General features: G+C 36.2%; 24 protein-coding genes and 1 pseudogene. 16 read left to right on the top strand and 9 right to left on the bottom strand.

Annotated elements, in window-relative coordinates; genetic code table 11:
• The first annotated feature begins 529 nt into the window (after positions 1-529).
• From ACLIBH_RS10625 to ACLIBH_RS10605, 5 genes are all read left to right on the top strand, one after another.
• The gene (locus ACLIBH_RS10625; RefSeq protein ID WP_439316692.1) at positions 530-913 is read left to right on the top strand and encodes a VOC family protein; all 384 of its coding nucleotides are present in this window, start codon (positions 530-532) and stop codon (positions 911-913) included.
• Between the two features lie 34 nt (positions 914-947).
• Positions 948-1,217, top strand: coding sequence for a hypothetical protein (locus ACLIBH_RS10620; RefSeq protein ID WP_439316691.1), 270 nt, complete (start codon positions 948-950; stop codon positions 1,215-1,217).
• A 363-nt stretch (positions 1,218-1,580) separates the two neighbouring features.
• Positions 1,581-1,988 carry a DUF1761 domain-containing protein gene (locus tag ACLIBH_RS10615; RefSeq protein WP_439316690.1) on the top strand — a complete coding sequence of 136 codons (408 nt, stop codon included), beginning with the start codon at positions 1,581-1,583 and terminating at the stop codon, positions 1,986-1,988.
• Positions 1,989-2,082: 94 nt separating this feature from the next.
• Positions 2,083-2,532, top strand: coding sequence for an SRPBCC family protein (locus ACLIBH_RS10610; RefSeq protein ID WP_439316689.1), 450 nt, complete (start codon positions 2,083-2,085; stop codon positions 2,530-2,532).
• Positions 2,533-3,059: 527 nt separating this feature from the next.
• The gene (locus ACLIBH_RS10605) at positions 3,060-3,632 is read left to right on the top strand and encodes a class I SAM-dependent methyltransferase (protein ID WP_439316688.1); all 573 of its coding nucleotides are present in this window, start codon (positions 3,060-3,062) and stop codon (positions 3,630-3,632) included.
• Between the two features lie 365 nt (positions 3,633-3,997).
• Here the strand turns inward: ACLIBH_RS10605 and pdxK are convergent, their stop codons facing one another.
• Positions 3,998-4,813 (bottom strand): pyridoxine/pyridoxal/pyridoxamine kinase, encoded by an 816-nt coding sequence (gene pdxK / locus ACLIBH_RS10600; protein ID WP_439316687.1) that lies wholly within the window; start codon positions 4,811-4,813, stop codon positions 3,998-4,000.
• 368 nt (positions 4,814-5,181) lie between these two features.
• Between pdxK and ACLIBH_RS10595 the strand changes: the two genes are divergently transcribed.
• Positions 5,182-6,567, top strand: coding sequence for an alanine/glycine:cation symporter family protein (locus ACLIBH_RS10595; protein WP_439316686.1), 1,386 nt, complete (start codon positions 5,182-5,184; stop codon positions 6,565-6,567).
• Between the two features lie 78 nt (positions 6,568-6,645).
• Positions 6,646-7,956 (top strand): ArgE/DapE family deacylase, encoded by a 1,311-nt coding sequence (locus ACLIBH_RS10590; protein WP_439316685.1) that lies wholly within the window; start codon positions 6,646-6,648, stop codon positions 7,954-7,956.
• A gap of 636 nt (positions 7,957-8,592) precedes the next feature.
• Here ACLIBH_RS10590 and ACLIBH_RS10585 read toward each other — a convergent pair.
• Complete coding sequence (locus ACLIBH_RS10585; RefSeq protein ID WP_439316684.1) at positions 8,593-9,102, bottom strand: type 1 glutamine amidotransferase domain-containing protein; 510 nt, start codon at positions 9,100-9,102, stop codon at positions 8,593-8,595.
• Positions 9,103-9,646: 544 nt separating this feature from the next.
• Here ACLIBH_RS10585 and ACLIBH_RS10580 point away from each other — a divergent pair.
• Positions 9,647-10,018: a hypothetical protein gene (locus tag ACLIBH_RS10580; RefSeq protein WP_439316683.1), complete on the top strand. Its 372-nt coding sequence runs from the start codon at positions 9,647-9,649 to the stop codon at positions 10,016-10,018.
• 51 nt (positions 10,019-10,069) lie between these two features.
• Here the strand turns inward: ACLIBH_RS10580 and ACLIBH_RS10575 are convergent, their stop codons facing one another.
• Positions 10,070-10,444, bottom strand: a complete 375-nt coding sequence (locus tag ACLIBH_RS10575) for a carboxymuconolactone decarboxylase family protein (RefSeq protein ID WP_439316682.1) — start codon at positions 10,442-10,444, stop codon at positions 10,070-10,072.
• Between the two features lie 269 nt (positions 10,445-10,713).
• Between ACLIBH_RS10575 and ACLIBH_RS10570 the strand changes: the two genes are divergently transcribed.
• Together ACLIBH_RS10570 and sspO are read left to right on the top strand one after the other, a co-directional pair.
• Positions 10,714-11,145 carry a pyridoxamine 5'-phosphate oxidase family protein gene (locus tag ACLIBH_RS10570; protein WP_439316681.1) on the top strand — a complete coding sequence of 144 codons (432 nt, stop codon included), beginning with the start codon at positions 10,714-10,716 and terminating at the stop codon, positions 11,143-11,145.
• Positions 11,146-11,195: 50 nt separating this feature from the next.
• Entirely contained in the window at positions 11,196-11,333 is a 138-nt protein-coding gene (gene sspO / locus ACLIBH_RS10565) for a small acid-soluble spore protein O (RefSeq protein WP_439316680.1), read from the top strand.
• A 25-nt stretch (positions 11,334-11,358) separates the two neighbouring features.
• Here the strand turns inward: sspO and ACLIBH_RS10560 are convergent, their stop codons facing one another.
• Positions 11,359-12,570: a cation:proton antiporter gene (locus ACLIBH_RS10560; protein WP_439316679.1), complete on the bottom strand. Its 1,212-nt coding sequence runs from the start codon at positions 12,568-12,570 to the stop codon at positions 11,359-11,361.
• A gap of 457 nt (positions 12,571-13,027) precedes the next feature.
• On the opposite strand from ACLIBH_RS10560, the gene ACLIBH_RS10555 reads away from it, so the two are divergent.
• The 4 genes from ACLIBH_RS10555 (at position 13,028) to ACLIBH_RS10540 (ending at position 18,487) form a co-directional block, all read left to right on the top strand.
• Positions 13,028-13,171 carry a hypothetical protein gene (locus tag ACLIBH_RS10555; protein ID WP_439316678.1) on the top strand — a complete coding sequence of 48 codons (144 nt, stop codon included), beginning with the start codon at positions 13,028-13,030 and terminating at the stop codon, positions 13,169-13,171.
• 69 nt (positions 13,172-13,240) lie between these two features.
• A complete protein-coding gene (locus tag ACLIBH_RS10550; RefSeq protein ID WP_439316677.1) occupies positions 13,241-14,431 on the top strand; it encodes an exonuclease SbcCD subunit D in 1,191 nt (396 codons plus the stop codon).
• Positions 14,432-14,452: 21 nt separating this feature from the next.
• On the top strand, positions 14,453-17,542 hold the full coding sequence (locus ACLIBH_RS10545) for an AAA family ATPase (RefSeq protein WP_439316676.1): 3,090 nt from the start codon (positions 14,453-14,455) through the stop codon (positions 17,540-17,542).
• 156 nt (positions 17,543-17,698) lie between these two features.
• Positions 17,699-18,487: an HAD family hydrolase gene (locus tag ACLIBH_RS10540; RefSeq protein ID WP_439316675.1), complete on the top strand. Its 789-nt coding sequence runs from the start codon at positions 17,699-17,701 to the stop codon at positions 18,485-18,487.
• 589 nt (positions 18,488-19,076) lie between these two features.
• Here ACLIBH_RS10540 and ACLIBH_RS10535 read toward each other — a convergent pair.
• From ACLIBH_RS10535 to ACLIBH_RS10520, 4 genes and pseudogenes are all read right to left on the bottom strand, one after another.
• Positions 19,077-19,269: pseudogene (locus ACLIBH_RS10535) on the bottom strand (IS5/IS1182 family transposase); the annotation flags it as partial.
• Positions 19,270-19,371: 102 nt separating this feature from the next.
• Positions 19,372-19,488, bottom strand: a complete 117-nt coding sequence (cydS, locus tag ACLIBH_RS10530; RefSeq protein WP_439316674.1) for a cytochrome bd oxidase small subunit CydS — start codon at positions 19,486-19,488, stop codon at positions 19,372-19,374.
• Positions 19,489-19,506: 18 nt separating this feature from the next.
• Entirely contained in the window at positions 19,507-20,535 is a 1,029-nt protein-coding gene (locus tag ACLIBH_RS10525; protein ID WP_439316673.1) for a cytochrome d ubiquinol oxidase subunit II, read from the bottom strand.
• Between the two features lies 1 nt (position 20,536).
• Positions 20,537-21,877, bottom strand: a complete 1,341-nt coding sequence (locus tag ACLIBH_RS10520; RefSeq protein WP_439316672.1) for a cytochrome ubiquinol oxidase subunit I — start codon at positions 21,875-21,877, stop codon at positions 20,537-20,539.
• 444 nt (positions 21,878-22,321) lie between these two features.
• Here ACLIBH_RS10520 and ACLIBH_RS10515 point away from each other — a divergent pair, with 444 nt between their 5' ends.
• Positions 22,322-22,678, top strand: coding sequence for a response regulator (locus ACLIBH_RS10515; protein WP_439316671.1), 357 nt, complete (start codon positions 22,322-22,324; stop codon positions 22,676-22,678).
• A 151-nt stretch (positions 22,679-22,829) separates the two neighbouring features.
• Here ACLIBH_RS10515 and ACLIBH_RS10510 read toward each other — a convergent pair whose 3' ends face one another.
• On the bottom strand, positions 22,830-23,810 hold the full coding sequence (locus ACLIBH_RS10510) for a 2-hydroxyacid dehydrogenase (protein ID WP_439316670.1): 981 nt from the start codon (positions 23,808-23,810) through the stop codon (positions 22,830-22,832).
• A 188-nt stretch (positions 23,811-23,998) separates the two neighbouring features.
• Here ACLIBH_RS10510 and ACLIBH_RS10505 point away from each other — a divergent pair.
• On the top strand, positions 23,999-24,474 hold a 476-nt coding region (locus tag ACLIBH_RS10505; RefSeq protein ID WP_439316669.1), incomplete at its 3' end, for a GntR family transcriptional regulator.

The raw sequence follows: 24,474 nt of genomic DNA, 5'->3' as shown, positions 1-24,474 counted from the left end.
ATCTAGTTAGATTCGTGCATCTGTTCCCCCACAAACATTTTACTCATACGCTCTATGTAAATGAATTTATATGTCGGAGTCGGCCGTCGTTTTTTATAAATGTATTAAATTATAAGTTAGTGTCTGAAATAATTGGAATTCTGTAAGTGTAACTTAAAGGAATAGGATAAGTTATGTTCCTTTTTACAGTGTGATTCTATTAAGAGGTAAAAAAGTACATATATAGATATTTGCTATTTTCACTTGAGGAAAAATACTTATTATTTAACGTCTAAAGTGAGATTAATAGTTTTTTTGCAAAAACTGATCCACTCATCTCTTGCTGAATTGGGCTTTTACTATAAATAGTGCTGAAAAATATAGAAATTATTAAGGCTTATTCGGTGGGAATAATTTTGTTCCTTTTATATTAGCATAATACAAAATATTCATTTATATTGAAGGTATTGAAACTTTGATGCGGTAAGGGCTATTAAGCAAACGGAGCCTATGTTTAAGATTACAGTATTTAAAAAGGAGATAAAGCAGTATGAAAATCATTGTTACCAGTATATTCGTAGAAGATCAAGACAAGGCACTGAAATTTTATACAGAAACTCTGGGGTTTGTAAAAAAAGAGGATGTTCCTATGGGGGAATTTAGGTGGATAACGCTTGTTTCCCCTGATGAGGAAGGCGGTATCGAACTTTTACTTGAGCCCAATGACCATCCTGCCGCCAAGGAGTATCAAAAAAAGATATCTGCAGACGGCATACCAGCAACAATGTTTGGTGTAGAGGATGTTCGTAAAGAATACAAACGATTAGTAAGACATGGTGTGAAATTCACGATGGAGCCGACAGAGATGGATGATCTAACAATTGCTATATTCGAAGATACATGTGGCAATCTAATTCAGATAATGCAGAGGTAAACCGATTGATTATCTTCCATATTAGGGCGCAATTTTGGAACAAGGATTTGCGATTTGTCCACATTCATCAATTTGGGTCATTTTGAAGAACAAGGTGATAGCAAATAAAAATAGGCGTAGCGAAGTCGGTAAAACAATCGGAAGCCATTTATGGAATGCGATTTTAGGAATTGTTGGCTTATTATTATCGCTGTGGATGTGGATGTGGATGAGTGGTCAAAGGATATCGAGCCGGCACACCAGTTACAGGTGGAATATTATATTCCTATTTGTTTTATGGATTATCGGCTATTCATTAGAATGAAAGAAGCGTACGAGAGGCGTTGGTATTATAACGCTCGTTCCAGTTATAGACTGCTTAGGCCTATTTTTACAGATATCGTTTTGTAAACTTTATATCTAATTCAATGATATCCCGGTTATCCTCAATAGGATTTCGAGATTTTGATTTATCTAATAAAAGTTTATGATCCTCATACTTTTCTTTTTGCCTCGTTCTAATAATTTGCGGTTTCTGTTATGGAAGCAGGAATTTCTTCAAATAAACTTCGAAAACTCTTATTTATGGTATAGTAAAAGAATACTTTTCAAATAAAGTGAAAAGAGTTATATACGATAAAAATTTACAAAATAATTAAAAGTACTTAAAAAAGAAAAGAGGTTCATTATGATATTTGAAGTAAGTATTTTACCGCTAATCATTGGCGGGATTTTTAATATGGTCTTAGGAGCATTATGGTACAGCAATGTTTTTTTTGCTAAATCATGGATGAAAGAATCAGGGGTAACGGAGGAACAAGTCACTGATTCATCAGGTATGGGGAAAGTGTATGGTCTTACATTGGTGATGGCGGTTATTACTAGTTATGTTATTGGTTTTATTATCGTTAATTTTGACATTACATCGATTTGGCGAGCGCTTATTGTCGCCGTTATTTTGTTTTTAGGTGTAGATTTACCAATGATTATTAAAAACTGGGGATTTGAAAGACGCTCAATAAAATTAGGATTCATTAATCATGGTTACCAGTTAGTTGTTTATGCAGTAGTCGGTATTTTATTTATTTTATTGTAAATTAATTAAAGCAAAAATTATTTAAGTTAATGTAATTCGTTAAATACTAAGCTATGATTAAATAACTTTTAAAAATTAAAAAGGGAGTTCATATATGAAAATCTCAACACAAATTAATATTAATAGCACGAAAGAAAAAGTATGGGAAGTAATCACAGATATTGAAAATTCAGCGAGCTTTATCAGTGGAATCACTAACATCGAAATCATTAATCCGTCTAGAGAAAATCTTGTCGGCCTGAAATGGAAAGAAACTAGAAAAATGTTTGGAAAAGAAGCTCATGAAGTAATGTGGATAACTGACAGTCAGAAAAATCAATTCTATCAGACGAGAGCAGAGAATCATGGTGCAATTTATGTGTCGCGATTAGAGATAACGGAAGAAAAAGCTGGTGTTCTTCTTGAAATGTCATTTGAGGGATATGGGACAACTCTTATGGCAAAAGTAATGAGCAAAGTCTTTGGTGGTATGATGAAGAAATCAATGTGTAAAGCACTTGAGCAGGATCTTGAAGATATAAAAAAAGCTTGTGAAGTATCATAAGATATTAGCTGGACAAGAAGTTCCTTCGACCAAATAGTTCGGGGGAATTTTTTTATATTTTTTATTAAAGTATATATAAACGATGTAGTAAATCAAAAGTATTTTATTAAAAGAATTAGGATAGGGGTTGGTGGAATTACATAATCTATTGACCGATTTTAAAAAAACGCCGACATTGAAAACACAAAACAGAAGGTAAGCGTTCGGCCGAAACACAAATCATCGTTTTTTACTTGTTCCGTTAATGGGTGCGGTTGTTTAATTTGGATTTTTCATAGTGCACCAAAAAACGGGGCAGACCACCATATTCCTTCTATAATGATGTTACCAAGCCCAGCTTTATGGAAATTAGAGGCATATTTTGATGAAGAACTATTTGGAAATGTTTTTGTGCGTGTAGAAAATAGATAATACTTCCCTTAATAAGTAAACGGGCGCTTTTGCTTAACAATATTACGCATTTATCGAGCCAAATTGATGAACTATGTAAATATAGACAGAATTTATTATAATTGAGGTTGATATTAATGAAAAAAGTAGCATATGACGACTATTACCAAGAACTTAATTACTTTGGAAATCCATATCCAGGTCTTATTGATTTTTTTAAAAATTATCAACCTAAAGGAATAGTTCTTGACTTAGGCTGTGGGCAAGGAAGAGATTCATTGTTCATTGGAGACTTAGGATATAAAGTTATTGGAATTGACCATTCAATAGTCGGGATAAACCAGCTTAATGAGGAAGCTAAAAAAAGAAATATAGATGTTGAAGGCATAATAGATAACGTATATGACGTTCCGGTATCCAAGGACATTGATATTGTATTATTAGATTCAATGTTACATTTTTATAAAAATGACTTACAAAAAGAGACCGAATTTGTAAACAAAATACTAACCGAACTCAAAGAAGGCGGTGTGTTTGTAAACTGTATTTTAAAAGGAGATGCACGTGAAAAGACTTTGAAAAAAATTATTAATGAATCATCATATGAATGGGAAACATTAACTGATACTTATACTGAGTACAGTGAAGCTAATACAGAATTTCACCTACTGGCCATTAAAAAAAGAAAACAAATTGAAATATCTAATTAAGGCTAATCTTTGCCTGACTCAAAAACAGAAGGATCCAATGGTGATTTTTAAAAGCTAACGCATGATTTCCGTTTTAGGCGGCAACTCCCGCGGAAACGTTCGCCTGAAATGGAAATCAACGGATTGTATGATAGGTCTTTAACAGGATCCTTTCTTGAATCTATTTAGCGTATGTGACATATATAGGCTAGATTTTAGAGGGAGTATTTTATTTACTGGCATCTGCTTTTTGTCTTTTTGTTCGGATTTATACTTTTCAAAGCAATTGAGCATGATGAACTTCGCTTCTAGTAGAATAAATTAAGAAAAGGCTTAGAAAAAATCTCTAAGCCTTGTTCATATGTGCCCCTGTACATGAAGAACTTTTAGTTAGATGCACCATACTTATTATATGCACCATGCATAACTGGACCGACATATTCATTTAATTTCCAGCCGTGAGCAATAGCAGCTGTAACAAATTCTTTAGCGGCTTTCACTGCATCTTTTACATCTTTTCCATTTGCAAGATTTGCAGTAATAGCTGCTGCAAATGTACAGCCTGCTCCATGATTATATGTTGTATGTAACTTTTCTTTTTCAAGCAACGTAAATTCTTTCCCATCGTAAAAAAGGTCAACAGCTTTGTCGTAATCTAGTGCTTTCCCACCTTTAATGACGACATTTTTTGCACCAAGCTCATTGATTTTAGTTGCAGCTTCCTTCATGCCATCGATCGTTTTAATTGGCCCTGTTTGTGCAAGTTGTCCTGCTTCAAAAAGGTTTGGCGTAGCAATTATTGCCCGGGGAATAAGCAATTCTCGCATTGCATCCGTGTTCTCTGGCTGCAACACTTCGTCTTCGCCTTTACATACCATGACAGGGTCTATAACTACATTGACTATATTAAATTCATCAATTTTTTTTGCGCCTAGCTCGATAATATCTACGGAGCCTAACATCCCAGTTTTCATTGCATCTATACCAACAGAAAGAATTGTATTCAATTGTTTTTCTACGATGTTTACATTTATGGGAAAAACATCGTGACTCCATTTGTTATACGGATCCATTGCAACAATGGATGTTAAAGCAGTCATACCGTATACTTCGTGTTCCTGAAAAGTCTTTAGATCTGCTTGAATACCTGCTCCACCACTTGAATCCGAACCAGCAAATGTCAAAGTTTTTTTCATAACCATCCAACTTTCCTTTTAAAAATTTGCCACATGTATAGAATAATACAGTTTTTTTATATTGAAAAGAAGTTTCTCTTACGTTTCCCTTTTTTTGTTAATGTAAATTTTTAGGCGGAAAGTCTTCTTGACATTAAAAATAATGTGAATTATCATGTAGCTATTGGATCGACAGTCGACAAGGTTTGACAAATCGAGGCGAATCAGACTTTTAAGGTTAGGAGGTTAGTTGTTTTGTGGAAAAGATTACCACCTCAACCATGATTTGCACCAATTAGTGTAGCGAAATCTAATCTTATTATTTTTCGTTGGATGAGCAAACGCTTACAAGATTATGAAAAAAAAGAAAGTCATTAAGGGGGTTTTTTTACAGTATGGATGTAATTGTAGCAGTATCGGATTGGATTTGGGGTCCACCGATGATTGTCTTACTTTTATTAAGTGGGATATATTTAACGTTTCGTTTTGGGCTCTTCCAATTCAAGTATGCAGGATACATATTTAAGCAAACGATTGGAAGTATTTTCAAAAAACGAGATGAAAGGCAAAAGGCAAAAGGGACAATATCTCCGTTTCAAGCATTAACATCTGCCTTGGCCTGTACGATTGGAGCAGGAAATATTGTAGGTGTACCCGTTGCAATTATGTTTGGTGGCCCGGGTGCGATTTTTTGGATGTGGGTGATTAGTTTACTTGCAGGTTCAATAAAATTTGCGGAAGTTGTTCTGGCTGTTCGATATCGTGAGAGAAATGAACTAGGTGAATACGTTGGAGGGCCAATGTATTATATTACAAAAGGTCTGAATATGAAGTGGCTTGGTGTTTGGTTCGCTGTCGCTTTAATGATTGAAGTATCGATTAGTATTATGGTTCAAGGTAATTCATTAGCGGCTTCTGTAAAGGAAACGTTTAATATTAGTCCAGTTGTTACCGGTATCATAACGATGATTTTTGTAGGAATTGTTATAATCGGTGGGATTAAACGGATAGCTAAATTTACAGAGAAATTCGTGCCAGCAATGGTATTTATTTATTTAGCAGGCGCATTCATCATCGTACTTATGAATATTAATATGGTTGGTGAAGTACTTGGATTGATCTTTGGTTATGCATTTCAGCCAATGGCTGCTGCTGGAGGCTTTGGCGGTGCAGTAGTAGCGCAGGCCATTCGTTGGGGATTTGCGCGTGGAGTATACTCGAACGAAGCAGGTGTTGGTACGGCTCCAATTGCTCATGCTGCTGCAACAACCGACCATCCAGTACGACAAGGCTTATGGGCTTTAGCAGAAGTTGTAATTGATACGATTGTTGTATGTAGTGCAACAGCATTTGTTATACTGTCCACAGGAGTATGGAAAGCGGAAGGTGCTAGTGAAGATGCAGTAGCACTAACTTCGGTTGCGTTTTCTGAAGGGTTAGGTACGTTTGGAGGATACGTAGTAACAATTGCTTTACTGTTCTTTGTCGTTTCAACGGTTATTGTTTTATCATATTATGGAGAAAAACAAGCAGAATTTTTATTTGGTACTAAGGCCGTTTGGGTAGTGAAATTTGTCTATGTTATTTCGATATTTATTGGAGCAGTCGGAGGAGCCAAAGTAGTATGGAGCTTACTAGATATTAGCTTAGCGGCAATGGCTATTCCGAACATAATTGCCTTATTACTATTAAGTAAGGAAGTTGCGAAGTTGAAAGATGAATTTTTCACTTCGATGGATTTTTATTTAGCAGACGTTAGAAAAAAGAAAAGTAAAATATAAACGTTTTTACTGACTTTTCTATAACGGAAGGGGTTACCTTATAAGGAAAAAACTATAATTAAATAGGAGAGAGTGCGTATGTCATATTTACAGAAAGTATTTGACCAAATTGATGCTTCCTGGGATGAAGAGGTTCATTTTCTACAAAAGTTGGGAAGGTTCCCAAGCACATTAGGATATGAGGCTTCGGTTCAAAAATTTATTGCTGATAAATATCGGTCGCTTGATCTTGATACAGATGTATTCGTACCAGATGTAGAAGAAATAGCGAATACACCTGGGTATGGGCCGCATGAGATTCCATATGATGGACGGCCAATCGTTGTTGGTACATGGAAGACAGAAGGAAATCCTATTGGAAAGAGTCTTATATTACAAGGCCATATTGACGTTGTTAGTGCTGAGCCGCTTCGGTTATGGGATGTAGATCCTTGGGGAGCTGCGATTAAAGGCGATCGAATGTATGGGCGCGGCATTTGTGATATGAAAGCTGGCGTAGCGGCGCTTATTTATGCGGTTCAAGCAATAAAAGATGCAGGCATCGAGCTAGGAGCCGATTTAATTGTTCAAAGCGTACACGAAGAGGAAGTTACTGGGAATGGAGCTGTAGCGGCAATCGCTAGAGGATATAAAGCGGATGCTTGTCTAATTCCAGAGCCGTTCGGTCCGGCGGCGGTAGTATCGCAAATTGGTGTACTCTTAATGAAAGTCCGTGTGACAGGGAGTGGCGCTCACGTTCTTGGAGCAAGTCAAGCAGTCAATGCCATCGAAAAAGCATACGTTCTTATTGAAGAACTAAAGAAATATGAACATGAACTTAATTATATTCGACCGAAACACCCATCTTTTGAAAAGTTTGATCATCCTTTAAATGTTAATATAGGCGTTATTCAAGGCGGAGATTGGGCATCCACCGTACCTGCTGATTGTATGTTTGAAGCTCGTATTGGTTTTTACCCGGGTATTGATCCGCAAGATGTAATTAAAGAAATAAATGAACGTTTAATGAAAGTGGCTAACGAAGATCCGTGGTTACGTGAAATGCCACCTGAAATAACCTTTTATGGACATCATGCTTGGGGTGTGGATCTAGATAAAGATCATGCGATGTTCAAATGCTTAGAGAAGGCTCATTCGAAAGTGTTTGAAAGTCAAATGGAATATATTCCCATTACTGCAACGGTAGATACAGCCGCTTACAATATAAATGGAATTCCAGCTACGTGTTACGGTCCTTATGGTGAAAATATCCATGCACCGAATGAGTGGGTGGACCTTCCAAGTGTAAAGGAATGTACAAAAGTATATGCTGCGTATATTTTAGAGTGGTGCGGTATTCGTAACAAAATGGAGGAACAAGAAAGTAAACAATCACTGATCGAAGCATAGTGATTTTATATTTTTATATTATCGGTTTAAAGGTAGAAAGTTACGTTATACAAAAAACCAGAGCCTAATTACGCTCTGGTTTTTGTGTTGTACAATATATGACGTTGGGGAAGAAAAATCACACTACTTTTTGGTAGGGAAATGTGAAGTCACGAACGTTATTTTTATTTTCTAATAGAAAACAAGTGAGTTTCCATGTAGAATAAAAATCGTCGAAAACCATATCCGAGAGAAATCGCTTGTTTAGCCGCTCATGGTTCCAGAAGCTTCACAATTTATAAAAATCGAAACATGTTTTTATTTCAAGTGAAAGCCTGTAAAAACAAAATACAATACAAAACATAAAGAAACACACTCCAATGCAACGTAAGCAGCATTGAAGTGTGTGCAATAAGGCTATTCCCACCCTTTAAGCTGACTGGAACGAAAGATCGACGGCGTCCGAAGATCACTGTAGCGACTTGAATAGAGGAGCTACAGAAGGGGAGACCGTGCCCGCGGAAAGCCTGTCGGATGTAGTGCAAGTCAGCGAAATTAGAGCGCAAGCTTTGCTATTTTCGCTTTACTTAATTAGTAGATATTCCTCAACTTAAAATACATCACCAACGTCATTTGAAAAAAATCCGTTTTTTGTGGTTATTTGAGAAGTTTATTTGATTCGCGAATAAACGCAGGTAAATCATTCGGTGTTCGACTTGTTACGAGCTGATTTTGACAGACAACAACTTCCTTATCGTGCAAATTTGCACCAGCATTTTCTAAATCAACATGAATTGATACATATCCAGTTACGTCACGATCTTTAAGTGATTTAGCTGTAATTAATAACTGTGGACCATGACAAATAGCGAATACTGGTTTTTTAGCGTCCATAAAAGCTTTTGTGAATTTAACAAAACGATCATCTGCTCGCAATGTATCTGGTGAAAAGCCGCCAGGAATAAATAGAGCATCAAAATCATCTGGTTTTACATCCGATATACTTTTATCGATCGTTACTGTTCCGCCCTTTTTACCTTTAACTTCCTTGCCCGCTTCCTTTTCAATAGTTATTACTTCATGTCCTTCCTTTTCAAATGCTTGGGCAGGGTCCGTAAACTCTGAGTCTTCATACAAATTTGTTAGTATGGTTGCAATCTTTGCCATATAATAAGTCACTCCTTTTTAACATTCTAATTCGTACTATACCACATTACTATTTCACTAAAACTTTATAAAAATCCTCTTTTGCTATAGATAATATGGTATAATGATAAAGCGATGAGCTGATTTGCATAAGTCGAAGTATTTCTTCATGTGGATGTGAACACATGCATCTTCGCCGCAAATTTCGTAAAAGGCTAGTTCATTACTAGCCACATAAATGAGAGGGTTTCGTTATCGGTTGTCGATAATTGAAGCCCTCTTTTCTTTTAGCTTTTTATATTTTCTCATCAATTTCTAATTTTAATCAAAGCTTTCTTTAATCTGTGTGGTTTATTATATAAACATACTTACTAAAGACCACGGGTGATATGTTAAGTTGAAAATAATTATTCCGTGGAGAATCAAACCAGGCTTGCGAACAGCATCCGGCCTCCGTTACAGGTAATGGAGTTATCAACAAAGAGGTTTTGGTGTTTTTGTAAATTAGTAAGAATTAATAGGCCGTAAAGAAAGCCTAAACATACTAAATGAGGAGAGAAACAATATGAAAAAAACAGTTACTACTATAATAATAGTAGCAGTACTTATTGCAGCAGGTAGCGCAACATATGGACTCGTTTCTGCTGACCATGTGAAGGAGCCACAATTAAACGAGCAAAACAAGATTGTAGAAGTAGATGAAGTTGATGTTCAAGACCCAAGTACGGTACAAACATATCCTGAAAAAGAGATTTTAGCGGAAAAGGGATATGCAGATTATTCAGTAAACGTAGTAGAGGATAATCCAAATAAACGCATTATTGTTCTACAAGATGAAAACGGAAAAAATCGTGTGAAAAGTATTTATATAAAGAAAACAAATCGTTTAAAAGTAATTGAATTTGATAAAGGTTTAATTTTTAATGAAGTAATTTAATAGTGAAATACATCATCCACTTGATTTATTAGAGTCAAGTGGATGATGTGTTTAATGATTCGTTTCTCTATAAAAATCAAATGTGTCCAAAGCTAATGTGACACCTTGCGAAAATGCGGCACCACCGCCAAGTGCAGCACAAACAGCAATTGTTTCCATTAATTCATCTTCTGTTGCCCCATGTTCGACTGCCCCTTTAGCATGATACATAATACAATACTCATCTTGTGCAAATATACTTATGCCGAGTGCCGTTAGTTGTTTATGCTTTTGGCTAATTGTTCCTTCTTTGAAACATGCTTCCGTAAAGTTAAAATAGCCTTGAACGACATTAGGCAAATGCTTTTGTACTCGACTGCTGCCTTGTTTGTAATCCATAATGGATTGGTCAAAGTAATTTGTTGGCTCGTTTTCACTTGCTTCCATATTAATCACCCCTCTATAAATCGAACTTTCTCGTATAGTATGGCTATAATCAATCAGAGGATTCATGAATATAAAATCACTTTATGACGGTACCAATAAATAGTAAATCGATCCGTTAATTTTATACTTTCGACCGAATAAATCGGAGCATTAACATTATTTTATACTAACTGTACAAAAGCTAATGAATGCTTTCAAGCGTAGGTTAAATCGAGCTAATAAAAAAGCAATAATAAGCAATAATATACATACTGGAAGGAGGAGATGAATTGGAGGAACAAAAACTTCGCGAGCAAATTGAAAGCATCCTCGAACATGATACAGTAGGTCCTATGGCAACTGTTAAAGCTAATAAGCCACATTCCCGATACATGACTTTCTATCATGAAAATTTACAATTGTTTACAGCTACGAGCAAGGAGACCCATAAGGTAGAAGAAATGAAGGATAATCCGTACACGCATATTATCTTAGGATATAACGGAGAGGGATTTGGTGATGCGTATGTGGAGTATGAAGGGAAAGTGTCTGTTAATGATTCTGCGTCTTTAAAAGAAAAGTTATGGAATGAAAGCATGAAGCAATGGTTTAAAGATGCTGACGATCCAAACTATATGATCATAGAGATAACCCCTGTTCTCATACGCCTAATGAATAAAAACACGTATACACCTCAAACGCTCTATATTAGCAAAGAGTAGATTTATAAGTATAAAAAAATGAATTTCTGATTGAGAGGAGAAGTGTGCGCATGCCAAGAAAAAAACCAGTGAGTGATGAACATGCTGTACGTAAAAAACTTTCAAAAAAATACGACCATGAATTAGCGAATGAACCATGGACAGCAACGGAACGGTTCAATAATAAAAAAACGAAAAAGCGCCAATAAAAAATGAACTTGAAGCGAATCGAGGCTATTTGTTCGCCTCGATTCGTTGTGTTCTTTTATTTATGATCAAGGATAAAGGGTAGACACCGATACTTTGAATAATTAAAGATAACAAGACGACTGAAAATCCGATTGAAACAATTGTGTCTGTATTATTTGTTGAAGCTAAGGTTAAAGTTAGCAATAAAAATATGGACATCGTACCTTTAATTCCAGACCAAGAAATGATGAAAGACTGATCTAATGATATGTGATTCCACTTAGAAAACAACTTCATCGTTCCTAAAACAATTAAAAAGCGAATGAATATTGTTGCGAAAAATAGTACGATTACGTAAGCCCAAAGACTATGAACTAAATAGTCAGCTACTTCTATACCAATTAGTAAGAAAAGTAAACTGAGCAATGACGGCTCTATTACACCCCAAAAACCATCTAATTTTTCCCGGTAATGATCCTCCTTATTTACACGACTAAATTCCCAAGAAAGCATAATACCTGAAGTTACGGTTGCAAGTACACCCGAAACACCAAAATGCTCGGCAAGATGAAATCCCCCATACGCAATTACTATACTTAACATAACTTGGTAATCTCTTTTAGAGAAGATATGTACCGCCTTACTTAATAGCCAACCAACGCTTAGTCCGATCGCAATTCCACCAAAAGAGACAAATAAAAATGATTGAATAAAATTAAGCATATGTAACGATTGCCCGTTTACATACATGTCAAAAATAAATGAAAACAATACAATACTCGTACCGTCATTTATCATTGATTCCCCATCAACTATGGCAGCTATATCAGGATTATCGGAAGATTGCTTTAGCACAGATACAACAGATACAGGATCTGTTGGAGTTAAAATTGTTGCCAGCAATAGTGCTCCTAGAAAAGGAATAGTAGTATAAGAAAAATTGAAATAATAAATAAACAATCCTAAAAATAGCATTGTAGCAATAATTCCAATCGTACTTAGAAAACTAATAATACCTGCGTGTTTTTTTAATGATTTTGATGAAAATTGATAGGCAGAAATAAACAATAAACTAGGTAGAAAAACGGAATAAATCATATCTTCGGTTACTTTTATCGTTGCAAAGTAAGGTGTAAATGATAAACCAATACCAATAATAACAAGAATAACAGGTACAGGGAGTTTGTTTTGCTTCATGTCAAGTGTGAAAATAAAGTACCCAATTGTTAGCAGTAATACAATTTGTACAATTGTCATTAGTTCCTCCTTCAAAAAAATAGTTTTATTTATTCTTATACCTTTAAAAAGTGAATTTAAACATGGATCTTCTAAACCGTAGCATTAAACAAGCTCCACATTGCATAAAACCTGGATGCGAAACATACGTGGTTGACGTATAATGATCATAGGAAGTAGTTTTCCAATGTTTTCGGATCGTATTTGTTTGAAGTCTTTCAATATTATAGCAAGTGTTCCCTTTTTAGTTTGCTTTTAATGCATTTATCTATAGGTAGGGAATTTACTATGAAGGAACAGTCCGATTGATTAATGATTTTATAATGCGTGAATTCACATCGCGTTTGATTGATAACGTAATAAAAGACTGCGGTGATAGGTCAAGAGCAGGATAATTAAATATAAAGATATCAAGAAACAAATATGCTAAAAAAGACAACACTAAACTAAGCCAGTGATTAAAAGGAAGTTACTTGGAATGAAAGGCGGCGACTCCGGCGGGAAAAGCATGCGTCTTGATACCCCACAGGAAATGGTTTTCTTCCGAGGAGTCTCAAGCCCTGCTCGCGGAAAGCGTCCGCCTGTAGTGCAAAGTAACGGGCATAACATACCCGATTATTGATATAGAACCATTTAGAAACAATAGGCGGAATAATAATGCCTAAACATAATATACAAGAGGGGGATTTTTATGAAGTTTTTTCATACTGCGGATTGGCATTTAGGTAAACTCGTACAAGGTATGTATATGACAGAGGATCAGCAATATATACTTGAAGAGTTTATTGCTCAGATAAAAAAAGAAAAACCAGACGCTGTAATTATCGCTGGCGATTTATACGACCGGGCAGTTCCACCGACAGAAGCGGTACATTTATTGAATAAAGCGCTAGATACAATAGTTTTACAGCTGGGAATACCCGTATTAGCCATTGCAGGAAACCACGACAGTCCGAGTAGGCTTCATTTTGCTAGCAATATGTTAAAAAAGAATGGATTACATATTACAGGGCAATTGACAAAGGAACTTGATCCAGTTGTTTTACACGATGATTTTGGTGAAGTACATGTCTATCTTATCCCATACTGTGACCCGAGCGTTGTTCGTCATTTGTTTCAGGACGAAACAATTCGAACGCATGATGAAGCAGCTAAAAAAATAGTAGATGAGATTCATAGAAAGAAAGACCCGGAAGCACGACATATTTATGTTGGGCATGCTTTTGCGACTCCTTATGGTGAGGAAGAAGAGAATACGAGTGATTCCGAACGACCGCTATCGATCGGCGGAGCGGAATATGTGAATGCGCGAATTTTTACTGATTTTCATTATACAGCTCTCGGTCATTTACATCGGGCTCATACAGTGTTGCAAGAAACGATTCGTTATGCTGGATCTATTTTAAAATATTCAATATCGGAAGAGCATCATCAAAAAGGGTTTTATATTGTAGAGCTTGATGAAGCAGGTGAAGTAACCGTCGAAAAACGAAATCTAACTCCAAAAAGAGATATGCGCACAATAGAAGCAACGATGGACGAGCTGTTAACGTATCCAACGAGTGATGACTACGTGTTTGTGAGCTTAAAGGACGAAACTCCTATTCTATCACCAATGGAAAAGGTACGCTCCGTTTTTCCAAATGCAATGCATGTTGAACGAAAAAATTACTTTTCCAGTCGTTCATCTAAGCAAGAAACCTACTCAAAAGGTCGGACAAAAATGACTGATTTAGAATTGTTTAAAGCCTTTTACAAAGAAGTGAAAGGGAGAGAAGCTTCTGAGGAAACAGAAGATATATTAAAAGAAGTGCTGGATGACTTACTTAAAGAAGAAAAAGAAACGCATGAAGAAGCAAAAACGACTGTGCCAAACAAATGACACGATTGATGGAGGATGCAAATGAAACCATTAAAATTGAAATTAACGGCATTTGGACCGTATAAAAATACGGAGATAATCGATTTTACAACGCTAAAAGCAAATCGTCTTTTTGTCATCTCTGGGAATACAGGTGCAGGAAAAACAACAATCTTTGATGGGATTTGTTTTGCATTGTACGGCTCGGCCAGTGGACAGGATCGAGAAAATTATTCAATGCTCCGTAGTGATTTTGCGGACGATGATGTTCATACGGCGGTTGAATTGACATTCGATATACATGGCAAACAGTATCGTATTTTCCGACAGCTGGCACATGTGAAGAAAGGCAATAAAAATAAAACCGGCGATCGCTATGAATTTGTTGAATTCGTGGATGGGATAGAAAAGCCATGTGTCGATCGTCCAATTGTATCCGAGATTAATAAAAAAATAGAATCGTTAATCGGATTGACCCAAGATCAATTTAAACAAATAGTGATGCTGCCACAAGGCGAGTTTCGTAAACTTTTAACTTCACAAACCGAAAATAAGGAAGCTATTTTACGTCGTTTGTTTAGAACGGAATCGTATCAACAAATTGGAGGACGATTAAAGGAAAGAAAAGATGAGCTAAATAATCAATTTAAACGCGAGCAGCAATTACTTGATACGAATGTGCAAAGTATTCAAGCTACATTACCAGTCAGGGAGCAATCTACATTATTTCAAGTATTGAAAAAAGAACATTTTAATATGAACCAACTGCTTGATGGTTTAGATGAAGAAATCGTTTTTTATGAAAATAAAATAATAATAGATGAAAAGGCATATGAAGCTGCTTATAATAAGCATGACAAAAGTGCGAATGTTTATTTTGAACAGAAAATAATTAATGAACGGTTTGAGGAGCTAGAAGATAAACAACGAAAGCAAAAAGAGTTGGAACAACAATTACCCGCTTTTAATGAAAAAGAACGATTGCTAAAACGTGCAGAAAAAGCAAATGAGCTTTTTCCATACGAAAGCCAACTCCAAGTAATGCGACAGGAAGAGAAAGCAAAAGCAGTAGCGTATGCCCAAGCTCAAAAGGATAGAACAAAGGCAATCGAACAACATACACAAGCGAAGCAGACGTTTGATCGAGAAGCGAATAGACAGGGCGAAAGAGATGCAGCAGCACAACATGTAACTCGCTTGCGAGAATTTTTACCAGCTGTAAAAGAAATTGATGAAAAAAACAGTCAGTTAGAAAAGCTTCGGAAAGATGTACGAGCAAGTTATCATAAGCTGGAAGAGCAAAAAAAGTACGTATCAAAAATAGAAGCAAAACGCCAAGAAGAAGAGAACGAAATAAAAAGGATTGAAAAAGAGATCGAGCGGTATCCAGAAGAAAAGGAAAAATTACTCCTCATGAGAGAACAAGCAACCGCTTTAAAGCGATATTTGGAAGAGAAACAAAATGAACGTGTATTAACGAAAGAAGTGCAAACGAAGCAAGCATCCTTTGAAAAAATGAAGACAGCATATAAAGAGGTAGAAAAAACTTGGTTACACAACCAAGCGGCAATACTTGCTTCTCATCTCCACGATGGTGATGCTTGCCCTGTATGCGGAAGTGAAAACCACCCAAATAAAGCCCGGGAGGAAAATCTCGTAACAACAGAACAGCTTGAGAAGATGAAGCAGAAGTTTGAAAGCGAAGAATCGGCGTATCGAGAAGTCTCAGATAGGGATAAGTTGAACAAATCGCGCTTACAAGAATTCAAAGAGGCACTGCAGCAATACGGTATCCAGGATAGTGAAGCAGAACAAGAAATGGAACGCCTCGTAAATGAAGGAAAGCAATTAAAAGTAGAAGTAGCTAATATGGAGGCAAACAGAAAAAGACTAACAAAACTAAAAGATGCACACGAGCAATTAGTAAGCGAGCATAAACGGTTGGAAGAAGAATATAAAGAAATACAAGAAACATATGTAAATCAGAAGTCAAATTATGACACAAATTGTGCTGTGCAAAAGGAAAGAGTACGCGCTATCCCTGAAAATGCTCGTTCCTTATCTGCGCTTGAGCAACAAATTACAGAAGCAGAAACAAAGAAAACGCAGCTTTTGAACGCATGGGAAATGGCACAGAGAAATTTTCAGCAGGCACAGGAAGCAGAAACGAGAGCAAATGCGAATTCCAAACATGCAAAACAGCAATGGGACGAAGCAAAAAGAAAGTGCAGTGAATTAGAAACACATTTTTTTGCTATGCTTAAAGAGTCTGACTTTCCATCAGAGAGTAAGTATGAAGAAGCAAAAATGTCTTCAGCTGATCGACAGAGCTTGAAGGAAAAAATAAATAACTTCAAACAAAATGTTTCTACAATACACCACCAAGTCAAAGAACTGCAAGACGCGTTAAAAGATAAACAAAAAAAAGACCTTACAGAGATTCACGCCCAATTGCAACACTTGAAGCAAGCGTATGAGCAAGCACTTAAAATATTTAATTTATCAAAAGATTACCTCAAGGAAGCGCATTCGATAAAAGAAAAAATTGAAAATACGTATCAAAAGGTAAGAAGGCAAGAAGAAAAGCTGGTACTCCTTACTGATTTATATGATGTAATTAGAGGACAAAACAGTCAAAAGATTTCTTTTGAACGGTATTTGCAAATGGAATATTTGGAGCAAATAATTGATGCGGCAAACCATAGATTGAAACGGTTATCGAATGGGCAGTTTTTATTAATGCGCAGCGATCGTCAAGAAACACATGGGCGTCAAAGTGGACTTGCCCTAGATGTGTATGATGCGTATACAGGACAAACACGTGATGTAAAATCACTCTCAGGAGGGGAGAAGTTTAACGCAAGCCTTAGTTTAGCTTTAGGGATGTCTGATGTAATTCAGTCCTTTCAAGGCAATATTGCAATTGATACGATGTTTATTGATGAAGGATTTGGTTCTCTTGATGAAGAGTCATTATATAAAGCAATTGATACGTTAATTGAACTCCAACGTTCTGGACGAACGATCGGCGTGATTTCGCATGTGAAGGAGCTAAAAGCAATGTTCCCAGCTATACTAGAAGTAACTAAAACGAATGAAGGCAGCAGCAAAACAAAATTTATTATCCAATAACGTATCGACGGAGCAGAGTAATATTTGATGAAAAATTTCGCGGAAATTTTACAGAAATCAATAAGAAAAGATAACGTACAAAAATAGTAAAAGCAGATAACAAAAATATATGATAAGCTAAGTGCTAACAGAGGAATCGAGAAAGGGAGATGCAGCATGATAAAGGCAATAATTTTTGATTTAGATGATACTTTATTATGGGATGAACGAAGTGTTCAAGAAGCTTTTAAAAAAACGTGTGAAATTGCAAACAAAAAGTATAACGTTGATCCTGAATTATTGGAAGAAAAGGTTCGCCAGCAGGCACGCAAGTTGTATGCAACGTACGAAACATACGATTTCACAAAAAACATTGGTATAAATCCGTTTGAAGGTCTGTGGGGAGATTTTGATGACGCTGGAGAGTCGTTTCAAAAAATGAAGGAAATCGTTCCGCACTACCGCACCAATGCATGGACAAGAGGATTAAAAGAGGTTGGCATTGAAGATGAAGCATTTGGGTATGAGCTGGCAGAAACATTTCCAGTAAAACGAAAAGAGAGTGTTTTTGTCTATGAGGAAACGTTTACCGTGCTTGATCAGTTAAAAGGAAAGTACAAATTAGCACTGTTGACGAACGGGTCGCCAAGCTTACAACAAACAAAGCTGGAAATTACACCTGAGCTCGTACCATATTTTGATCCTATAATTATTTCAGGGAATTTTGGTAGCGGCAAACCAGACCCTGCAATCTTTACTCATGCGCTTGAAGAGCTAGATGTACGTGCAAACGAAGCAATAATGGTCGGAGATAATCTAATGACGGATATTTTAGGCGCCTCAAAGGTTGAAATTGCGTCCGTTTGGATTAACCATCATGATAAGGTAAGTGATAAGGTAAAACCAACGTATGAAATTACACGTTTAAAAGAAGTGCTTCCTCTTGTAAATGATTTAAGTAAATAATAGTGACGTACAATGATTGATATAACATATAAAGTAAATTTAAAACAGAGAAAAGCAGTTTGATAGTAGCGGCATACTATGGTTCTTTGTCAAATCACGTTGGTGATGTAATTTAAGTCGAGGAAAACGTACTAATGAAGTAGAACGATAACATCAGCTTGCGCTCTAATTTCGCTCATTTACACTACAGCTGACAGGCTTTTCGTGAGTACGGCCTCAGCTTCTGTAGCTCGTTAGTGAAAGAATATCCTTCACATTTGCCTATCAAAAAGTAATGTGATTTTTCTTCACTATCGTCATATATTGTACAACCCATACTAGTGAGCCAATTTCATAATAGCCATTTTTAAAAAAACACAAAGGAACAGAATTTTAAAATCGATTTAAAAATTTAAATCGAGATTGGTGTCTGCGTCCCATCCGGATCCACTCCGCTTTCCGTAGGCAACGCCTCAACTAATTTTAAAAGGTTGCCCTAAAACTTTTAAAATGGATTTTCGGCTGTTGCTATTCCTGCAGGAGTCTGCGTGGATCCGGATTCCACACAGACGAGTTGGTGTTGCTATGCTTGGTTGAATGCTGCATGAATTCAATCAACTGCTAATTTAGATGCATTGTACATTAAGGTGACGATACCAAAATGAATTTTTGCTCGTTTACCTGGTCTGTAACGAACTTTGTTTAATTGAAAAGAGCTCTTTAAGATACGCATTAATTCGTTCGGCTGTACGTCGATTATAGATAATTTCCCAAGCTTTTGATCCCCGAGCTGGAACTATGAAATTCATTCTATTAGCAAAATAATTAAAAGAAGTCAAACCGTCCATCGCTTAAATGGTGGACTGTTTGACTTCTTATACATCTTAACAGGTATGTTCTAAACTCTACTCCGTTTTATCTCGTTCAGCTACAGATTTGTCTTTCGGAGCGACCCAAAAGACAAACAGAATTGCTAAAATCAGGACAATAAAAGGTGCAAAAAACATAATAAACTCATTCATATATATGTCACCCTTCCATTAATAATGATCCGATTTTCCTTTTACATAATCCTTATTGAACAAAAACAGACGTAATAAAAGGTAAAGTGAAGGTAATAATAATGCTAAGCCGGCTATAAATGCTACAATAAGTGAAATGGCCATCGCCTCATTTGTAAAGCTATCGTAAAGTGTTAAGTGCGGGTAAAGCAAGTATGGGTAGTGAGATAACCCATAGCCGTAAAAGGCAAATGCAAACTGCCCGACTAACAAGCCAAATGCAAGTCCATAGTTTGACTTTTTCCATAGTAACCAAACAGTACCGACAAATAACAAGAAAGATAAACCAAACACCCACCATAAATCAAGCATTCGATTGAAATGTTCTTCATTGTGAAAGCTTAATTCATAGATTATTCCCCCAGCAGTAATAATAGTTGGCAAAGACCATATTAAAGCATATTTACGCATTAGATTTGTAGCAGGTACATCGTTTGCTTTATTCGCATACCAAGTGAGAAACACTGCTGATATATACAGCACTGCTACAACACTTAAAAATACGATGCTCCAAGTTAACGGACTTGTAAACAAAGCCCAGTAGTCGAGTACAGGCTGATTATTTTCAATTGAGACGAAGCCACCTTCTGATATCGTTAAAACTATAGATAAGGAGGCTGGTAGGAATAAACCAGATAGTCCATACATAAAGGAATAGCCTTTATGCCCTCTTGAACCATACGTTTCAAAGGCATAATAGGAACCACGAACAGCAAGTAATAGAATCGCGATACTGACAGGCACGAGCAAGGTCGTACCGTAGTAAAAGGCCGTTTTAGGAAAAAAGCCAACAATCCCAACAAAGAAGAACACAAGAAAAACATTTGTAACTTCCCAGACCGGCGAAAGGTATCTTTGAATAATTTTGGTTAATATGTGCTCTTTATCCGTAATTAAATTGTACGCATTGAAAAAGCCAGCACCAAAGTCAATTGAACCAATAATGACGTATCCAAACAGAAATGTCCACAGTACCATAATTCCGATAATTTCTAAATCGAGCGTCATATTAAACCCCACCTTTTTCCGCATGACGTTCTTCGAGCTCTCGTTCTACTGGATTTCTTTTGAACATGCGGCGTAGGACAACAACAGAGCCTATACCAAGCACAACATATAATCCAGCAAATAAAACGAGCATCAAATCGACTTGGTTACTTGAAGTGGCCGCATCGGCTGTTTTCATAATACCCCGAAGAACCCATGGCTGACGACCAACCTCAGCCATCCACCAACCAGCTTCAATTGCAATAATGGATAAAGGTCCACCTAATACAATTAACCAGCGGAACCAACGACTTTGAACAAACGCCCAAGACTTTTTAACGCCTAACCAGAAAACACCCGCCAAGAATATCATCCACATTCCGATAAATACCATTAGGTTAAATAAATAGTGAATAGATAGAGGAGGAATTTCATCCTCTGGGAACTGATCCAGTCCAATAACTTCAGCTGTTGGATCATTGTGCGCTAATATACTTAATGCATACGGTATTTCAAGTGCATATTTTGTTTCACCGTCTTTTAAAATCCCAAAAAGAATGAGTGGTGCAGCTTCCTCTGTTTCAAAATGCCATTCCGCAGCCGCCAATTTTTCCGGTTGGTATTCAGCTAAATATTTACCAGAAAAATCTCCGATAAGGGCAGCAGCAATGGAGAAAATTAATCCGACTTTCATTGTTAAGTATAGAGCTTTTTTATGATAGACGTGATTCGAGCCTTTTAACAAACGAAAAGCGGCAATGGATGCTAATATAAATGCAGAAGTCATAAAAGCAGTCGCCACAACGTGGGCTACTTTCGTCGGCATGGCCGGATTAAACATAGCAAGGATTGGGTTAACGTTGACAAGTTGACCGTTTACAATATCGAAGCCTTGTGGCGCGTTCATAAAAGCATTAACCATAGTAATAAATACGGCTGAAAACGCAGCACCAAGTGCAACAGGAATCAATAGAAGCATATGCTTTTTTTGATTTTCAAATCGATCCCACGTATATAAATAAATTCCTAAGAAGATTGCTTCAAAGAAGAATGCAAATGTTTCCATAAAAAGCGGTAATGCAATGACGTTTCCGGCTAATTCCATAAAATTAGGCCATAAGAGCGATAATTGCAACCCAATTGCAGTTCCAGTTACAACACCAACAGCAACGGTAATTACAAATCCACGCGTCCAACGTCTAGCAAGCAAGATATAATGCTCATCATTCTTTTTGATACCTACCCACTGAGCAAGCATGATCATGAGTGGAACCCCTACACCAATTGTTGCGTATATAATATGAAAAGATAAAGTTAACTCGGTTAAAACCCGACTAAGAAATACAGAATCAGCATCGAACATATATAAAGCCTCCTTTTTTATCCGCCAAAAACCCGCCCAAGAATGGACAGTAACATAATAATTGCAACACTAAAGGCTAGCCACATTAAGATTTTGTCATGTTTTTTATACATGTTATACACCCCACTTCTTATACTTTACCCGATATTCAGCAAGTTTATTGCACTGATTTTGTCAATTTGCCTACAGTATGATGATCAAAATGTGACAGTTTTAACAAACTCAAATTCAGCTGATATGCAGTCTTTTTAAGTATTTAAAGATTAATGCATCGCGATTAATTCATTTAATTAAATAATTTGGCTAGTATAATTTTTTTATAAAATGTTGAAAATTCCCCTTTTTTCGTTTAATATAAAATCGATCAGACGGGGAAAGATTAGTTGTTGTTTAAAATTGCAAAATTATTTTAAAAACAATCATAACACTGGAGGGCAATTAATTGTGGCAAAAATATTAGTAACAGATGATGCAGCTTTTATGCGAATGCAACTAAAAGATATATTAACAAAATTAGGGCATGAAGTTGTTGCAGAAGCAGCGAATGGTATAGAGGCTATTGATAAATTTAAAGAAACTACACCAGACTTAATAACGATGGATATAACGATGCCTGAAATGAATGGTGTAGAGGCAGTAAAAGAGATCAAAAAACTAAATACCGATGTGAAAATTATAATGTGCTCCGCAATGGGTCAGCAGGGAATGGTCGTAGATGCAATTCAGGCGGGAGCAATGGATTTTATTGTAAAGCCTTTTACGGAAGATCGAATTAAGGAAGCATTAGATAAAGCATTATAAACAAAGGGCCCTGAACGATTTACAAAATGTGTAAACTCCTTCAAGGCCCGATTTATTTTTAAAGCGACAGTCAATTCGAAAAAAAACTTAATAATAATTGGATTTCGTATTAAACAATTCGCTATTTAATGGCATTAAGAAAAAAATTAACTTATTTCTCTTTCCATACCTCTTTATTGATTAATGTTGGAGGCATTTCACCTTTAAGTCCAGCTTCAAGGTTTTTGGCAGCTAGTTTCGACATTGCTAGCTCGGTTTCAAACGTCGAGGATCCTATATGTGGTAACGTGACAACATTTTTCATATCTAATAAAGGGTTATCGTGATTGACAGGCTCCTGTTCAAATACATCTAGCCCAGCAGCGGCGATCTCCCCATTTCGTAAAGCTTCAATAAGATCTTTTTCAACAATCGTTTTACCACGAGAGCCATTGATGAAAATGGCATTCTCCTTCATTTTTTCAAATTCTCTTCTCCCAATCATGCCTTCCGTTTCTTTTGTCAAAGGTGTAATTAAGACAATGAAGTCAGCCTTGCTTAATAGGTTATCTAAAGAACAATACGTCGCATTATACTTTTCCTCTGCATCCTTTTTTCGGCTGCGGCTATGATATAAAATATCCATATTAAATCCATGGTTTGCTCTTTGGGCAATTGCTTGGCCAATCCGACCCATTCCAATTATTCCTAGCGTTTTATGGTGAACATCAACCCCGAAATGCTCAGGCTCAAGTGCTTCAGTCCATTTGCGACTTTTAACGAAATGATCCAATTCAGGAATTCTGCGTGCTGCTGATAATAATATTCCAAAAATTGTATCAGCCACTGTATCGGTTAACACATCTGGTGTATTTGTAGCCATAATGTTGCGCTTTGTCAACGCATCGATGTCTAAATTGTTGTATCCAACCGATACATTGCTGACAACCTTCAAATGAGGTGCTTTCTCTAATAATTCTTCATCAACTTCAAGCTCTAAACCAATAATACCTTCTGATTCACTCAAGTGAGCAAGAAAATCAGTATCCGTTTTGGGATCTATGTTTTTAAAAAATTTCACATCATATTTTTCTTGAAGCTCGTTTAGTACGGGTGTTTCAACACGATTATAAGCTATTATTTTCTTTTTCAACCTTTTTCCCCCTAGTAATATTTATGAGCAATTATTTCTAAAATATCGATAAATTGAACTGAAGTCAATTTATAAATTTCGAATATTTAAAATAGCCAATTGACAATTTCTTTGACAAAAACTATACTTGAATATAAATCTCAATGTCGACAATCGGCGTTGGGTCTTTTGGGAGAGGAAGAAAATAAATGGATAGACCCATATTACAAGAACCACTTGGGGAATTAATCGCCGAGCAATTACGAAGGAAAATATGGAATAGAGAACTTACCTTCGGTGAACGATTGCTTGAAAGTGAATTGTCTGAAGAATATGATGTAAGCCGAAGTACAATACGAGAAGCATTAAAAATATTAGAATATGAAGAAATGGTTATTAGCAAAGCGCGTAAAGGGACATATGTTGCGCCATTTTCTGAAAAAGATTGGAAGGAAATTATTGAATTACGTACTTTAATTGAAGCACATGCATTTGTAAAAGCAGTGCCTCAGTTGAATGAGGAACATTTCAAAAATATAATACATGTAGTTGATCAAATGAAAGAGCATTCGAATGATAAGAATTGGAATAAATTATTTGATCTAGATATGCAGTTTCATAGTTATATTGTTAATTTATCTGGGAACTCTCGAATAATTAAAATTTATAATTCCATTCAAGTCCA

It is taken from the genome of Virgibacillus sp. W0430 (genome assembly GCF_051846935.1).
In the GTDB taxonomy this organism is placed as follows: domain Bacteria; phylum Bacillota; class Bacilli; order Bacillales; family Amphibacillaceae; genus JBPYCR01.
The sequence above is the reverse complement of the archived record's forward strand: the minus strand, read 5'-3'. Positions and strand labels throughout refer to the sequence as shown.